General features: G+C 36.6%; 12 protein-coding genes and 1 other RNA gene. 6 read left to right on the forward strand and 7 right to left on the reverse strand.

Annotation, left to right across the window (positions count from 1 at the left end; genetic code table 11):
• Positions 1-3: 3 nt before the first annotated feature.
• Positions 4-1,062, reverse strand: a complete 1,059-nt coding sequence (locus DSM02_RS00775; protein WP_128763857.1) for a glutaminyl-peptide cyclotransferase — start codon at positions 1,060-1,062, stop codon at positions 4-6.
• Between the two features lie 88 nt (positions 1,063-1,150).
• On the opposite strand from DSM02_RS00775, the gene ffs reads away from it, so the two are divergent.
• The 3 genes from ffs (at position 1,151) to fsa (ending at position 2,877) form a co-directional block, all read left to right on the forward strand.
• Positions 1,151-1,250, forward strand: an RNA gene (gene ffs, locus DSM02_RS00780) — signal recognition particle sRNA small type.
• A 45-nt stretch (positions 1,251-1,295) separates the two neighbouring features.
• Positions 1,296-2,099: an SDR family oxidoreductase gene (locus DSM02_RS00785; RefSeq protein WP_128763858.1), complete on the forward strand. Its 804-nt coding sequence runs from the start codon at positions 1,296-1,298 to the stop codon at positions 2,097-2,099.
• Positions 2,100-2,220: 121 nt separating this feature from the next.
• Positions 2,221-2,877 (forward strand): fructose-6-phosphate aldolase, encoded by a 657-nt coding sequence (fsa, locus tag DSM02_RS00790; RefSeq protein ID WP_128763859.1) that lies wholly within the window; start codon positions 2,221-2,223, stop codon positions 2,875-2,877.
• A 273-nt stretch (positions 2,878-3,150) separates the two neighbouring features.
• Here fsa and DSM02_RS00795 read toward each other — a convergent pair whose 3' ends face one another.
• Entirely contained in the window at positions 3,151-4,569 is a 1,419-nt protein-coding gene (locus DSM02_RS00795; protein WP_128763860.1) for a TlpA family protein disulfide reductase, read from the reverse strand.
• Positions 4,570-4,750: 181 nt separating this feature from the next.
• Here DSM02_RS00795 and DSM02_RS00800 point away from each other — a divergent pair, with 181 nt between their 5' ends.
• Positions 4,751-6,376, forward strand: coding sequence for an ABC-F family ATP-binding cassette domain-containing protein (locus DSM02_RS00800; protein WP_128762135.1), 1,626 nt, complete (start codon positions 4,751-4,753; stop codon positions 6,374-6,376).
• A gap of 88 nt (positions 6,377-6,464) precedes the next feature.
• On the opposite strand, the gene DSM02_RS00805 is transcribed toward DSM02_RS00800, so the two are convergent.
• From DSM02_RS00805 to recG, 5 genes are all read right to left on the reverse strand, one after another.
• A complete protein-coding gene (locus tag DSM02_RS00805; RefSeq protein WP_128763861.1) occupies positions 6,465-7,064 on the reverse strand; it encodes a hypothetical protein in 600 nt (199 codons plus the stop codon).
• Positions 7,065-7,131: 67 nt separating this feature from the next.
• A complete protein-coding gene (locus DSM02_RS00810) occupies positions 7,132-7,650 on the reverse strand; it encodes a putative signal transducing protein (RefSeq protein ID WP_128763862.1) in 519 nt (172 codons plus the stop codon).
• On the reverse strand, positions 7,647-8,369 hold the full coding sequence (locus DSM02_RS00815; RefSeq protein ID WP_128763863.1) for a hypothetical protein: 723 nt from the start codon (positions 8,367-8,369) through the stop codon (positions 7,647-7,649). The genes DSM02_RS00810 and DSM02_RS00815 overlap by 4 nt, the downstream gene beginning before the upstream one ends.
• A 68-nt stretch (positions 8,370-8,437) precedes the next feature.
• On the reverse strand, positions 8,438-10,864 hold the full coding sequence (pheT, locus tag DSM02_RS00820; protein ID WP_128763864.1) for a phenylalanine--tRNA ligase subunit beta: 2,427 nt from the start codon (positions 10,862-10,864) through the stop codon (positions 8,438-8,440).
• A gap of 147 nt (positions 10,865-11,011) precedes the next feature.
• On the reverse strand, positions 11,012-13,117 hold the full coding sequence (gene recG, locus DSM02_RS00825) for an ATP-dependent DNA helicase RecG (RefSeq protein ID WP_128763865.1): 2,106 nt from the start codon (positions 13,115-13,117) through the stop codon (positions 11,012-11,014).
• A 596-nt stretch (positions 13,118-13,713) separates the two neighbouring features.
• Between recG and DSM02_RS00830 the strand changes: the two genes are divergently transcribed.
• Both DSM02_RS00830 and DSM02_RS00835 read left to right on the forward strand, forming a co-directional pair.
• A complete protein-coding gene (locus DSM02_RS00830; protein ID WP_128763866.1) occupies positions 13,714-15,783 on the forward strand; it encodes a M1 family metallopeptidase in 2,070 nt (689 codons plus the stop codon).
• Complete coding sequence (locus DSM02_RS00835) at positions 15,783-16,706, forward strand: patatin-like phospholipase family protein (RefSeq protein WP_128763867.1); 924 nt, start codon at positions 15,783-15,785, stop codon at positions 16,704-16,706. The genes DSM02_RS00830 and DSM02_RS00835 overlap by 1 nt, the downstream gene beginning before the upstream one ends.
• The last annotated feature ends 6 nt before the right edge of the window (positions 16,707-16,712 follow it).

Raw genomic sequence — 16,712 nt, forward strand, 5'->3', positions numbered from 1 at the left:
AGATTATTTCTTGATCAGACGAATCTCAAACAATTTGTCCCAATGTTTACCTGTGACGTAAAGCTGGTCTGTTTTGGGGTTGTAAGCGATCCCATTAAGGACTTCATTACCGGCATCTTCTATAGAATTAATTTTTTTCTTGAGCGATCTCAAATCAACAACACCTTCAATTGCACCGGTTTCTGGATTTATAATCGAAATGCTGTCAAACTGATAGCTGTTTGCATAAATTTTACCGTTAACCCATTCTAACTCGTTGTATTTAGATCGTAATTTTTTAGAATCTACCACTTGAATGAATTCTTTTTCAGCATAGGTTTTAGCATCTAGAAGCCATATTTTCTCAGTACCATCAGATTTGTAAATGGTATTGCCATCGTTGCAAAGACCCCAGCCTTCTTTACTTTTTCCATAATTGAAGGTATCGGTTTTTTCAAAAGTGTCTAAGTCGTAAACAAAACCTTGATTCTCTCTCCATGTCAATTGAATCAATCTAGAGTCTATTATTGTTAAGCCTTCGGCGAAAAAATTCTTGGCAAGATCAATGCGCTTTAGGATTTCTCCAGTTTTAAAGTCAGTTTTCAGCAAGCCAGATTTCCCGTATTCGCCTACACTTTCATATAAGGTGTCACCGTGAAATTCCAGACCTTGGGTGTAAGAAGTTTTGCTGTGTGGGTAAGTATTTACAATTTCATAAGTGTATAAAACCGGTGCTTCTGAAGCCACAAACGTAAGCTTAGAGGAGAGAGTAGCTTGTTTACCATCTGCATAAACTTCAGCTTCCAGCATTTTTTCACCTAACTGAGTAACATTGAGAATCGCATCAATGCTGCTCAAATCTTTTTTGCGATCCAAAACCTTATCATCAAAAGAATAAACAACCGAATCTATGGTAACATCACCCTTTGGTTTGAGGTTTATAATCACTTGATCTCCGTTTTTTAGAGTAGATTCTGGCTTGTTTAGTGTTAAAGTAAAACTTTTACTCAAATCTTTTCCGTTGCCACAGGAGAGAATCGTAAGACTTAAGGTTAAGATAGCGAGAAGGTTATAACTGCGCATAAGTATGATAATTTTGCTGTCAAGTTAAATCAATAAATTCAGTTTAAAAAACGTTTGGTTTGCTGTTTGATTGCTGTATATTTGCACCCGGCAAGTCCTACACAACCAGCTCCTGTCGAATTCCCCCAGGGCGGGAACGCAGCAAGGGTAGATGGTCGTAGCGGTGTGATGTAGGTAGCTTGCCTTTTTTTATGCCTTATATTTACGTATTTTCCCCGCTCTAAATTTAATGTATGTCTCAAGTAGTCTTGATCACAGGAGCCTCTTCAGGAATAGGAAAATCAATAGCAGAGTTTTTAGTTACAAAAGGATTTACGGTTTATGGAACCAGCCGAAGCCCTAAAGTTAGTTCAGATAATGGCGTTCAATTTTTAGCACTTGATGTTACTAAAGAGGAAACCGTTTCTGCTGCAGTTGATCAAATTCTTAAAGCTGAAGGTCGCATTGATATTCTTATTAATAATGCCGGTAAAGGAATTACCGGCCCCTTAGAAGAAATTCCCGAAGAAGAACTCAAATCAATTTTTGAGACCAATTATTTTGGACCGTTACGGGTGATCAAAGCTGTTCTTCCTAGGATGCGAAAGAAAAAGAACGGACTTATCATTAATGTAACTTCTATTGCCGGTTATATGGGCTTGCCGTATCGCAGTGCCTATTCTGCCACAAAAGGAGCTTTAGGTTTAACAACCGAAGCTTTGCGAATGGAATTGAAAGAGTTCAATATAAAACTGACTAATGTAGCGCCCGGTGATTTTGCAACAAATATCGCTTCGGGTCGCTATCACGCTCCTTTATTAGAAGACTCACCGTATGCTAAAAATTATGGAAAGTCTCTCTCTTTGATGGATGAGCATGTAGATCACGGGGAAGATCCTCAAAAAATGGGAGAAGCTGTTTATGCAATCATCAATACTAAAGAGCCTGAAGTGCATTATAAAGTAGGTGCTTTTATGCAGAAAATCTCTGTTTTTCTAAAAGGAGTTCTTCCAGGCAAAATGTATGAACGTTTGTTGCTAAATCATTATAAATTATAGTATTTGAGTGATTTTAGTGTAAATACAACACTTAAATTGTTTTAAATGCTATCTTCTTAAATATTGACGATTATATTGCTTAATTTTGAGATTCAATTTTTTGATAATCTAAATTCTTCACATGAAATTTTTTATTGATACAGCAAATCTAGACCAGATTAAAGAAGCTCAGGAACTAGGAGTTCTTGACGGTGTAACTACAAATCCATCTTTGATGCATAAAGAGGGCATCACCGGAAGAGAAAATATTTTAAAACATTACGTAGATATTTGCAACCTTGTAGATGGTGATGTAAGTGCAGAGGTAATATCAACAGATTTTGATGGTATGGTTAAAGAAGGTGAGGAGCTTGCTGCACTTCACGATCAAATCGTTGTAAAAATACCTATGATTAAAGATGGTGTTAAAGCGTTAAAATATTTTAGCGATAAAGGTATTAGAACAAATTGTACATTAATATTTTCTGTGGGGCAGGCTTTATTAGCAGCAAAAGCTGGAGCTTCTTATGTTTCTCCATTCTTAGGTCGTCTTGACGATATCTCTACAGATGGTTTACAGCTTATAGCAGATATCCGTTTAGTCTTTGATAACTATGCTTTTGAAACTGAAATCTTAGCTGCATCTATACGTCACACTATGCACGTTATTGACTGTGCTAAATTAGGTTCTGATGTTATGACAGGACCATTAAGTTCTATTGAAGGTTTATTAAAACACCCACTAACAGATATCGGTTTAGAAAAATTCTTAGCAGATTACAATGCAGGTAACAGTTAAATCTTAGCCTTTTATAAATTTAAAAACCCGCTTTTAGCGGGTTTTTTTATGCTTTGTAGTTTGGGATTGAAGCTTCAGTTATTAAATATTTTACTAAGATTACATTATAGTATGTGATTAATCTTGGTAGAAAATGCTACTGTATTTTTTTTGAATTTACCAGACTAATATTTATTGCCGCCGCCAAAGAGTTTAATAACACGAGGGATTGCTGCAGAATTGAAAAACTTGTTTCTATAATGTATGCCTCGTAGACTTGTCTCGAGAGGTGGTTTACTTATTCAATCCCTGAAGTAATTCGTTTTCAAAATTACTACTAAAGATATTTGCGTGGGCATTAATGATAATACCATTGCGATCTAAAATAAAGGTCTTAAGAAGTGAGTTTAAAGCCAGATCGTGAGAAAGTTCATCAAAACTATCTTCAAAGAAATATTGTTTAGATAGATCAAATTGATAGCGATTAATTGTTCGCTGCCATTTACCGAAATCATCATTTACATTAATAGCTATATAGGTATACTCAGGATATTTCTGTATTAGCGTTTTGGCTAGCTCTTGAGCCCGAAGCGCATGAGATTTACGGGCAGAAGACCAGAAGAATACAAAAGTAGGTTTTTTTATAATTTCTTCGATACTCAACGTGACACTATCAGAGTTTATGATTCTCTCGTTAGGAATATGCTTTCCGGTTTCAATCTTTTTATTAGCTTCGTATAGCTTTTGAATGAGTCTCTTGTCTTTTTTAGAAGCGATACGATCCATATACATATCGTATAATGTTTGTCCTCCTTTTTTATCGTTACTGTTCGCCAGATAATCTTTTATAGTTCGGGTAAGTAAGAAACTTTCTACAGAATCATTAGAGATCTTAGAGTCTATAGTTCTTAGTTTGTGGAGGTTGTGTGTGAACGATAACGGATTGTAGGGTTCTTCCTTATAGTAATCTTTAAAAGCTGCCTGATTAAAATAATTGATCAAGAAGCGTTGATAACTGTAAAGGTCTAATAGGCTTGCATCATTAAAATCTGCATTGTCTCTATAGCTATAAAAAGATTTAGGAAAACTCTCTAAGAATTCAATGCGATCTACGCCGAAATGAGACATTGGGTAGACTTCTTGTCGCGCATAAAAATCATAATCAACAATAGCGTGAATTATTTTTTCAAAGTAAGCACTTACAGTATATTTTTGAAGAAAGCGAGAAACAATTGCTTCTCGATTTTCTTTCATCTTTGCAATACTTCTGGTAAATGTTTCAGGATCTTGCTGGTAAATCTCTTGCTGAAGCATTAAATCATTTTCCTCTTCATTCTGAAGGTAGAGGTCTATTATCAGATTGTTGTTTACCGCTCCATAACCTGAGAAAGTCAGCGTTTCGTCAAACTCAAATGTATTTACTCTAAAAAGTAAACTGTCATTAGGCTCTACGTATATAACTTGTCCTTCGTTGTGAAAAACCTGATAAAGCCCCTGTTTCGGATTTGAAAATTTATATAGAAAGCTGTTATTTTGGTCTAGTTTGATGCTGTCAATAAGCTTATCATCCTTTTTAAGAAGTAAAAAATTAGAAGTAGGATTGATTATTTGACCACCTATGTAAGTCCCTGATTCTGTTTTTTGCGTTTCTTTTGAGCAACCTATTAGAACGAGTAGGGAAATACAGGTGGCTAAAATTAGCTTAGAGCTCATAAAGTGTTGAGATAGAAATATTGCAATAAAACGAATATTGGTTAAATCATCAAATGTAATTGTGAGATGCTAATTCTGCTGTTAATTGTGCGTTAAAACATAGAATATAAAAGTTAATATTTCTTCTTTTAGCTTATTAGCTGTACTTTTGCAAATCATTATAAAATCAGGGCTTAAGCTTATGTTATCAGTATCAAATTTATCTGTACAGTTTGGAAAACGTGTCTTATTTGACGAAGTAAATGTTTCCTTTACTCAAGGAAACTGCTATGGAATTATTGGAGCAAATGGTGCAGGAAAATCTACATTTTTAAAAATAATATCAGGAAAAGAAGATCCTACAAGTGGTCACGTTCATCTTGAACCTGGTAAGCGTATGTCTGTTCTAGAACAAGATCACTATGCTTATGATGATCATACGGTTCTAGAAACAGTTTTGATAGGAAACAAACCTCTGTTTAAAATTAAAACCGAAATAGATGCATTATATGCAGATTATTCTGATGAGAATGCAGATCGTATTGGTGAGTTGCAGGTAGAATTTGAAGAGATGAATGGTTGGAACGCAGACAGCGATGCAGCAGCTTTATTGTCTAGTTTAGGTATACCAGAAGATTTACATTACAGTTTGGTAAAAGATCTTGATAGCAAACAAAAAGTTCGTGTTTTATTAGCTCAGGCACTTTTTGGTAATCCAGATGTTTTGATAATGGATGAGCCAACTAACGACCTGGATTATGAGACCATAAACTGGCTTGAGAATTTTTTAGCGAATTACGATAATTGTGTTATTGTGGTATCTCACGACCGTCACTTCTTAGATGCGGTTTGTACGCATATTTCAGATATAGATTTTGGTAAGATTTCTCACTTTAGTGGTAACTATACCTTCTGGTATGAGTCTTCTCAATTAGCTGCACGTCAACGTGCTCAGCAGAATAAAAAAGCAGAAGACAAGAAGAAAGAATTAGAAGAGTTCATTCGCCGTTTTAGTGCAAACGTAGCTAAGAGTAAACAAGCTACTTCTCGTAAAAAGATGATTGATAAACTTAATGTTAATGAGATAAAACCTTCAAGTAGAAGATATCCCGCAATTATTTTTGAGCGGGAGCGTGAAGCAGGTGATCAGATTTTAAATATCGAAAAATTAGCTTCTTCCATAGATGGGGAGATCCTGTTTAAAAATGTCAATTTAAATCTGGCTAAAGGAGATAAGGTTGTTATTTATTCTAAAGACAGTAGAGCAACCAGTGCTTTTTATGAGATCATAAATGGAAAGCAAAAAGCATTAGAAGGAAAATATGAGTGGGGTGTAACTACAAACCAATCGTATTTACCCGTTGATAATCAGGAATATTTTGAAAACGAATTAACTTTAGTTGATTGGTTGCGACAATACGCAAAAACTGAGCAAGAACGTGAGGAAGTATATTTACGTGGTTTCTTAGGAAAGATGATCTTTTCTGGAGAGGAAGCTTTAAAAACGTCTAATGTATTATCTGGGGGTGAGAAAGTGCGTTGTATGTTGAGCAGAATGATGATGCAGCGTGCAAATGTTTTGATGTTTGATGAACCTACTAACCACTTGGATTTGGAGTCTATTACTGCTATAAACAACAGTCTAAAGAACTTTAAGGGAACCATTCTCCTTACAACAAGTGATCATGAGTTTGCACAAACAGTGGGTAACCGCATTGTAGAATTAACTCCGGGTGGATCAATTGATCGTTACCTAACTTTTGACGATTATATGAATGATCCTAAAATAAAAGAACAACGCGAGCAAATGTATGCTGTAGAAGCTTAACAATTTACTGCTCAGATAAATTGAATAAACCTAAAAAAAGGTCTGCGATAAGTAAATCGCAGACCTTTTTTAGGTTTATCAAGATTGCTTATTCAGCTTCAACTGTATAGGAAAAACGATTTGCAGGGTCTTGCCCTTCAATGGTAGTTTTCAACTCTACGAAATCTGTTGTTTGTCTGTCTTGTAGTACAACGTAGAATGCATTATCTACAGATTGACTGTGTGGAGCTAAGTAAAAGCTTCCAGCTTCGGTCAATTTAATACCTAAACGAGCAGTATAGGCATTTCCATCTTTAAGCCCAGTAATAGCTAAGCCTTTAGAATCAGATACAAGACGGCGAGTACCATTTTTCTCAACAATAAATATATCTTCTAAAGTAAATGCTAAAGGTGCTTTTTGCTCAGTATCATCTCCCTTATATCTGAAAAAGTAGGTTTCTGCAAATTGAGCATTAGGTACTAATGCAGTCAGACTTATGTCTTCTTCCTGATCACTTACAAGAGTTGTAGGTACTGTTAAGTCAATGTACAGCGTGTCATTGAGTGAATACGTCTCTTGCGCTTCAGGAAAAGTTATTAAATCTGAAACCTCAAAATCATAGTAAATAGGTTCTTTGTAATCATCAGTATCTGAACAGGAGATGATTAACCCGGATAAGCTTAAAAGTAAAAAATGTGAAAATTTCATCAGTTGTAATTTATATTAGTTTATAACTACAACGTAGATGAAGGTTTTTGTAATTAGTTGCGTCTGGCTATCTGGTTTTTGTGAAATGTCTCACTAGCGTTACGGTACAAAACACTGCGATAAAACTACTCAAAAGAATTCGATAGGTGGGAAGTTCTTGTCCTTCAAGCAAGGGGTAGAGTCTCCATAAAGAATAAACCAACAAACCCGCGTTTAGAGCAATATTAAAAAAGGAACGTTTGGGCTTTTCTTCCTTTGAGATAAGCGGTCGAGCACCTTTTAATTCAGTAGCCTGTTCTTCTAAACGACTGTCTTTAGCTTGCTGTTCTAGTTCCGTATCAGTAAGATTGGATTCTGAGAATGTTTTTTCTGTTATGTATTTAGCGCGTACTAAATCTTCTTTTTTAACGGAAAGTAAAGCCTGACTTCCGTAATCACTTAGAGGGCCAAAGCCAGCTCTTAATGCGCTGTCTTGATCGTTACGAATGACGCTGCCTATTCCGGCTTCATCTAATTTATTTTTAAGGTAATTTACGTTTATTTCAGAGCCTGTAAAAACGCGCTCATAACTAGAATCTTTAATCATTGTGCTTTATCATATTGACACTTCCAGATAGCGGTGTTAAAATTTTTACCTAGTGCAAAACCATAGAATAGTACGATTGCTGAAATAGATTTAAACATAAAAAAGAAAACCATTACATCCTGACTAAATGATTGCTCTGGGGCAAACAAACCATCAGGAATTAATGCTGTAGCAATTAGACTGGAGAGTAATATAGCTACAATGATGTTTTCAAAGCTTTTAAAAGGCCACATCGTTAATTTGCGTAACGGGTGTAAATCGTTTCCCCATTTGTGAATTAAATAATAATAATCATTACCCATAGGAGCAAATAATAGCGGATCATCTGTCTTATTCAAAACAAACATTTTAGAGGGTGCCATTATTTTAAATCCATTTAAAGGAGTTTGATGCTCTTTTTCAAGATTTTTAATTTCATTCAAAGCTTCCTGAGGAAATGTTCCTTTAAAGAAGCGGGTATCTAAAAATCGTAATCTATAATTCACGCAGATTTTTTTGATACTGCTTTCGTGAAAAATACGCTCACTGTCTAACAGATCAAAATTAAAATCAGTAACATCTGCTTCAATGTTTTTAGAGAGATTTTCTAAAATACGTTGATTGCTAGATGGTGTTTTTTTAATGAATTGATTTACCCAGTTTAAAACACCGGCCTCACTAGTTGCGCGATGTTGCTCACGAAGTAATTTATCGTGAATATTGGTTCTTTTTAAAAGCATCTTTCTTTTTTAGATTCTTAAAGTTAACCAATTGATCACGAACGCACAATACTGTAAATGCTAAAGTATTAGCGCAAAACCGCGTTAAGTTGCTGCTCAAATTGTTTTTGCAGCGTATTCATTATTTTGTCTATTTCTTTGTCTGTAAGCGTTTTGTTTTCGTCCTGAAGCGTGAAACTCACTGCGTAACTTTTTTTGTCTTCCGGCAGGTTTTTACCTTCGTAAACATCAAAAAGAGCAACATCTTTAAGGAGCTTTTTCTCTACGTTATACGCTTCCTGATAGATCTGATCAAAACTTATTTCTTTATCCAGAAGTAAAGCAAAATCACGACGAACCGCAGGATTCTTAGGAATAGGAGTAAAGCTTATTTTGTTTTGCTTTACGAGATCTAAAATTGCATCCCAGTTAAAGTCTGCAAATAAAACTTCTTGGTCTAGATCAAAATGACTGCGAATCGTCTTAGGTATGAGTCCGAAATTTACTATAGGTTTTTTCTGAGTGGTATAGGTCAATCCTTCAGAAAATTGAGCATCTTTTACTGGTTTTACGGTCCAATTGTTAATGCCTAAACGGCTTAAAACAGCTTCAACACTTCCTTTTAAATTGAAAAAACTAGTATTCTGCTGTGCTTGAAACCAGTTTTCTGAATTTTGCTTACCGCTCATTAAAAGCGTTAAATGCTTGTGTTCTTCACGACCCCCTGGAAAGTTGTGGTAGCTTTTTCCGAATTCAAAAAGTTTAAGATCAGGCTGACGACGGTTGCTGTTAAAGGCAACTACTTCTAATCCTGAAAAAAGTAAAGACTGTCGCATTACCGAAAGATCTGTACTCAACGGATTAAGTATTTTAACGTTATAATCTTCTTTAAACGCATCGTTCAGAGATGCATAGGTCGGACTAGTCAGTGAGTTATTCGATATTTCATTGAAACCCAAAGAAGCTAAAAGGCTTCCGGTGATTTGCTGAACTTTATGATCAGCAAAGCGGCTGCTTTCTGATACTGAAGCATTCAGCTTTGATTTAAATTGAATTTTATTGTACCCGTAAACGCGTAAAATTTCTTCTACAACATCTACTTCGCGAGTAACGTCATTGCGGTAAGCCGGTATGGTCATTCCAATTCCAGACTCGGTAATGTTATTTATTTTAATGTCTAAAGAAGAAAGTATAGACTTAATAGTTTCTTTAGGAATAGCTTCGCCAATCAATTTTTCTGCGCGATCAAAGCTTAAAAATACTTGATGGTCTTCAATCTTTTTAGGATAAATATCAACTACATCACTCGTGACCTCACCACCTGCACATTCCTGTATGAGCAGAACCGCTCTAATGAGTGCGTATTCTGTTAAATTAGGATCTATACCACGCTCAAATCTAAAAGAAGCATCTGTGTTTAAACCGTGACGTTTAGCTGTTTTTCTAACACTAACGGGATCAAAAAATGCACTTTCTAAAAATATAGAGGTTGTACCTTTGGTTACACCGCTATTTTCTCCTCCAAAAACCCCTGCAATACACATTGGTTTTTCAGCATCACAAATCATAAGGTCTTCTTCATGCAATTCACGTTCAATACCATCTAGGGTTGTGAATTTGGTACCTGCAGCAACCGTTTTGACATTCACTTGTTTTCCGGCAATTTTAGCCAGATCAAATGCGTGTAGAGGCTGCCCCAGTTCATGTAGAACATAATTTGTGATATCGACAACATTATTCTTTGGTGTAATCCCAATAGCTTTTAATCTGTTTTGTATCCAAGCCGGAGATTCTTTGATGGTAAGACCACTAAGTGTTATACCACAGTATCTTGGAGCACGCTCATTGTTGAGTACTTCTACGCTTATTTTTTGAGTGCGGTTATCTATTCTAAACGAACTTGTAGAAGGAGTTATAAATTCTGGAGTAACACCAGATTGTATAAGCCCGGCGCGTAAATCACGAGCTGCACCCATATGACTCATCGCGTCAGCGCGATTAGGTGTTAAGCCTATTTCGAAAATAATATCATCTTCAACTTCAAAAACTTCAGCCAACGGAGTTCCGGGCTTGAGGTCGTCTTTCAGAATCATAATTCCGTCATGACTTTCGCCAAGACCTAACTCATCTTCAGCGCAAATCATACCGTTACTCACCTCGCCACGTATCTTGCCTTTTTTTATTTTCCAGGCTTCTCCTTTGTCATCATAAAGTGTCGTGCCTACAGTTGCAACAGGAACTTTTTGACCAGCATCTACGTTAGCTGCACCACAAACAATTTGTACAGGTTCGCCATCACCAAGGTCAACTGTAGTGAGTTTAAGACGATCTGCGTTAGGATGTTTTACACAAGTAAGCACGTGACCTACCACAATACCTTTTAGACCGCCTTTTACGCTCTGAAAGTTTTCTATACCTTCAACTTCAAGACCTAGGTCTGTCAATAAATTGCCGGTTTTTTCGGCATCCCAATCAATATTTATAAACTGCTTTAACCAGTTGTAGCTTATTTGCATTCCTTTATTTTTGAAAGAGCAAATATAACATTTACCGTGCTTTTTTACTCAATAAGTCGGGTTTAATCAATTGCAGAAAGAATACTTTTTTAGAACAAAAAGAGAAGCTTTAATAATCAAGTTATAATCCTGAAATTATAAGGTTTGTTAACTGATGTAATTCCAGATATTTTTAAACTTCATTACCGCTGCATACGTCTTTCTAATAGGAAGATTATCTGGTTTTGCAAGTTGTGGATCGTCTTTGAGTAGAGCAGAAGCATAGTTTCTGGCGATTTTCATAATCTCATTATCCTTAACGATATCAGCAATTTTAAGATTGAGTACACCGCTTTGTTGAGTTCCCATCAAATCCCCGGGACCACGCAATTTAAGATCCACTTCTGCAATCTCAAAACCGTCATTTGTGTTGGTCATAGTTTGTAAACGCGTTTTTGAATCTTCAGATAATTTATGGCCGGTCATTAAAATACAATAACTCTGATCTGCACCACGACCTACACGACCGCGTAATTGATGCAATTGAGAAAGCCCAAAACGTTCTGCACTTTCAATAATCATCACCGAAGCATTGGGTACATTGACACCAACTTCAATTACCGTAGTCGCAACCATAATCTGGGTTTCGCCATTCACAAAGCGATTCATTTCAAAATCTTTATCGGCGGGTTTCATCTGCCCGTGAACAATAGAAATTTGATAGTCTGGCATTGGGAATTCTCTGGCGATGCTTTCATAACCATCCATCAGGTCTTTGTAGTCCAGAGCTTCACTTTCCTGAATCAATGGATAAACCACATAGATCTGTCTCCCTTTTTTGATTTCATCTCTGATAAAACCAAAAACTTTCAGTCTGTTATTGTCAAAACGATGCACGGTCTTGATTGCTTTTCTACCCGGTGGCAGCTCATCTATCACCGAAACATCCAGATCTCCGTAAACACTCATCGCCAAAGTACGTGGAATAGGTGTCGCGGTCATGATCAAGATATGAGGCGGCAGCTCGTTTTTATGCCAGAGTTTGCTGCGCTGCGCAACTCCAAAGCGGTGTTGCTCGTCAATCACCGCCAAGCCCAGATTTTTAAATTTAACTTTATCCTCAAGCAGGGCATGCGTGCCTATTAAAATATTTAATGAACCGTCTTCAAGACTTTCGTGAATGATACGACGTTCTTTGGTTTTAGAAGATCCGGTAAGTAATGCGATCTTGATATCCAAGTGCTCGCACAAATCACTAATCCCTTGAAAATGCTGAATAGCTAGAATCTCAGTGGGAGCCATCAAACAAGCCTGAAACCCATTATCCAGAGCGATAAGCATTGTCATCAGTGCGACAATCGTTTTCCCACTACCTACATCACCTTGTAATAGTCGGTTCATCTGAGCCGGTTTTCCCAGATCATTACGTATCTCTTTGAGTACGCGTTTTTGAGCTCCGGTTAATTTAAAAGGCAGGTGTTTACTGTAAAAAGTGGTGAAATTATCGCCTATATTTTCAAACGGATATCCCTTAATTTTTTGCTTATGCAGTTTGTTTTTGACCAGTAATTGTAACTGAATGTAAAAGAGTTCTTCAAATTTTAACCGAAACTGCGCCAGTCCTAACTTTTGTTGTTTCTGGGGAAAATGAATGTTAAGATAAGCTTCCCGCTTCGGTATTAATTTTAAAGCGGTTAGTATGTCTTGCGAAAGTGACTCTTCAATACTCTTATGAACTTCTTGAAATAGTGTTTGCATCAGTCCATTCATCACCCGGTTTGTGATGCCTTTATTGCTGAGTTTTTCTGTAGAAGGGTAGACCGGTTGCATAGCAACACGTATACTTTTCTCATGTTCCTCAAGCAATTCCATATCAGGATGCGCGATGGAGTAGGTGCTGCCAAAGCGTTGCACTTTTCCAAAAACCACATAAGGTACATTGATTTTTAATCCTTCTCGAATCCATTTCAAGCCTCTAAACCACACCAGTTCCATAGACCCGGTTTGATCTATAAAAGTAGCGACTAGTCTTTTTGAGCGACCTTCCCCAACAGTTTTAAGATGTGTGACTTTACCTATGATTTGCACATCTGCACTGGTAGGTTGTAACTGAGTTACCTTGTAATACTGCGTTTTATCAATATAGCGGTTGGGGAATAAATTTAGTAGGTCTTGATAGGTGTGGATACCCAATTCTGAACGCAGCAGATTTGCTCGGTTAGGCCCTACGCCTTTCAAGTAATCTATTGGAGTTTGAAGTTTGCTGCTGCTCATCGTTTTATAATCTGTACTATTTTTTTACCCGTGGTAAGGCTAACAACCAGTAAAAGGATCAGGATAAACAACCTCATACTGTTTAATACTTTAATAAGAGTATCGTTTCTAAATAAGGCAGAATTGCTTCCGAGGGGTTCAATATTTAAATTTTGCGAATTAAAAACAGGATTCAATTCTGACAAAAATAAAAGGATTAGAATACACGATAGTATAAAAAGTATGCCTGGGATTACTCCTGAATTTTTAAAGATCAGTAATTTAATTCCATAACCCAGGAAAAGAAGTAGCGTGAAAATACCTAGCAACATATATAAACCAGATAATATAAAGTAGGTGTCATGTATATTAATATCTATATCATTATCGATTTGAAAACCAGCTATCCCGAATACTAAAAAATGTATGATAGCCGTAACGATCACAAGAAAAATAAGAAAAAAGGGTTCTCGTTTTAGCATTATTTAGAAAGAATTATAGCATCAAAAAACGAAGATATAAAACCCTATTATTTTATTCTTGTTTTCTCTACGTTTAAAACAAGCGGTTTTAAAATCAAATCCTTAATTTGGCAGCCTATTCATTAGTTTGATTTTATGAGATTGATTTTTTCGCTTATCGCTGCATTTTTGATAAGCACAACATACGCCCAACAGACCGAAACGGTAGACTTTGAACGCATATATGTACTGCTTGATTTTAACTTTGTCGAGGGCACTGTGACCGGAGATATGGAGGTTAAATTCACAATGAAAAGCGATGCTGATTTTGTATATCTCGACGCAAAAAATATTACTAAATATGAATCGCTACTTAACGGCAAATTGATTAGCACACATACCGATGAAGGTAGAATTATTTTTACTCAGAGTTTTGAGGCAGGTAATACTTATAATCTCAAACTAAAGTATACCGCAAAGCCTAACAAAGCACTTTATTTTGTAAATAATGGTGGTTTTCAGCAAATATGGACACAAGGACAGGGTAAATACACTTCAAACTGGTTGCCTAGTATAGATGATATGAATGATAAGATCGAGTTTGATCTTTCGGTAATTGCTTATCCAGGTCAGGAAGTTATCGCAAACGGAGTTTTAAAAGAAAAAGAAGAAAGCGACGAGAAATTCATCTGGCATTATGAGATGTCAGAACCAATGTCTAGTTATCTGGTAGCGGTTATTTTGGGTGATTATCGCAAACAAAAGCGCAGATCAGAATCTGGAGTGCCTATTGATTTGTATTATTATCCAGAAGATTCGCTTAAAGTGATGACCACCTATCGCTATAGTGATGATATGTTTGACTTTTTAGAGGAAGAGATAGGAGTTGCTTATCCCTGGCCAAATTATAAGCAGGTTCCTGTAAAAGACTTCTTATATGCCGGTATGGAAAATACAACGGCGACTGTTTTTAGCGATCAATATATGGTAGATCGCAGTGGTTTTACAGATCGTAATTATGTAAATGTAAATGCTCACGAACTCGCGCATCAATGGTTTGGTGATTATGTGACCGAAACTTCAGGAACACATCACTGGCTGCAGGAAGGGTTTGCTACGTATTATGCGTTATTAGCTGAAGCTGATGCAATGGGCAAAGAAATTTATGCGTGGAAGCTTTTTCAAGCTGCCATGCAACTCAAAGAACTTACAGATAAGGGTAGCGGAGAGGCATTGCTCAACGCTAATGCTAGTTCACTCACATTTTATCAAAAAGGAGCCTGGGCTTTGCATATGTTACGATTAGAAATAGGTGATGATGCGTTTAGAACAGCAGTTAAAAACTATTTAGAAAAACATAAATTCAGCAATGTAGAGACTGAAGATTTCTTAATTGAAGCTCGTGCAGTCAGCGGTCAGGATTTATTAGATTTTGAAGAAAACTGGTTGAACAGTCCAGAATTTAGATATGAAGAAGCTATTGCAACGCTTGAAGAATACCCGGTGATTCAGCGATATAAAAGAACGGTTGGTTTGCGTAAGCTTTCTTTTGGGCAGAAGTCACAAAAATTATTTGAGCTTTTAGCATTACCAGATAAATACTCGGGCCCTGAAGCGATCTACCAGTTGGCAGACGTTTCTCCGGAAGCTGCCGGGCGTATTTATGAGCGTGCTTTTTATACTAATAATCCTTGGGTACGACAGGCGATTGCACAAACAGTGCGCAAAGTACCGGCTTCAATGAAAACCAATTATGAGCGGTTGCTTAATGATGATTCTTACATCACTCGCGAACTGGCATTAATGAATTTATGGTCTTCATTTCCGGGAGATCGTCATAACTATTTAGATAAGATGAAAGGTGTTCAGGGGTTTGCTAATCATAATGTAGAGATTGCCTGGCTGGCTCTTGCTATTTCTACCCTTGATTATGAGGAAGCTTATATACGTGATCAGTTTTTTCGTTTGACACGTTTTACAGGGAATAGATATTCTTTTGAGACCCGCGAGCAGGCGTTTACAAAATTGTACCAGCTTCAGCTTTTTGAGCCCAAGAGTTTAGAGAATTTAGTAGAAGCGTGTTTTCATCACAATTGGCGATTTGCACAAACATGTAAGCAGATTTTAGATGAAGTACTCAAGAATGAAAATTATCGCAAGGAGCTGGAAAAGCTCAATATCAAAGACGAAAAACAAAAAACCTTTTTAGCAGAAAAATTAAGCTGATGCGGGCATTAGTAATTTCGGGAGGAGGAAGTAAAGGAGCTTATGCCGGTGGTGTAGCGCAACACCTTATGCAAGAACAAGGTCATAAATATGACCTGTTTTTAGGTACATCTACCGGAAGTCTTTTGATATCTCAATTAGCAAATAACAATATACAACGGGCATACGAAGTTTATACGCAAGTAAACCAGAATACCATTTTTAACGTGAATCCTTTCAATATAAAAAAGAAAGGAAACCGGGAGTATGTATCTATCAATTACTGGAACACGGTTTGGCAATTTATAAGACGTAAACGTACGTTTGGTGAAAGTAAAAATCTGCTCAAGAATATCAGGAAAAACCTATCTAAAGCAGAGTTTGAAACTATAAAGCATCAGACTGCAGATGTGGTTGTGACAGTATCTAACCTTACCAAAAATACCGTAGAGTACAAATCGATCAAGAATTGGGACTACGATGATTTTTGTGAGTGGGTATGGATCAGTTGTAATTATGTGCCGTTTATGAGTCTGGTAAAAAAGAATGGTTTTGAGTATGCAGACGGCGGTTTTGGGTGTATTGTCCCTATTCGGGAAGCAATACGCCGCGGTGCCACAGAAGTTGACGCCATTATTTTGGAGTCAGAAAATATGGAGTACAACAAAGTGCTGGGTAAAAACCCGTTTTCTTTGATGGTAAACCTATTTGGCTTTCTGATGGATCAGGTAGAATACCATGATGTGATTGTGGGTAAACTTGCAGCAATAAATAAAGAGGTACCATTAAATCTTTACTATACACCTTCTAAACTCACTGAGAACAGTCTGATATTCAATAAAAAATTAATGTCAAACTGGTGGCAGCAAGGTTGGGATTACGCAGCTGCTAAAGCAAAACAAGCACAGGATAATAAACTCCGTGAAATTTCAGAGACTGAATAATTCAGG

Source organism: Leeuwenhoekiella polynyae (assembly GCF_004104075.1).
Classification (GTDB): domain Bacteria; phylum Bacteroidota; class Bacteroidia; order Flavobacteriales; family Flavobacteriaceae; genus Leeuwenhoekiella; species Leeuwenhoekiella polynyae.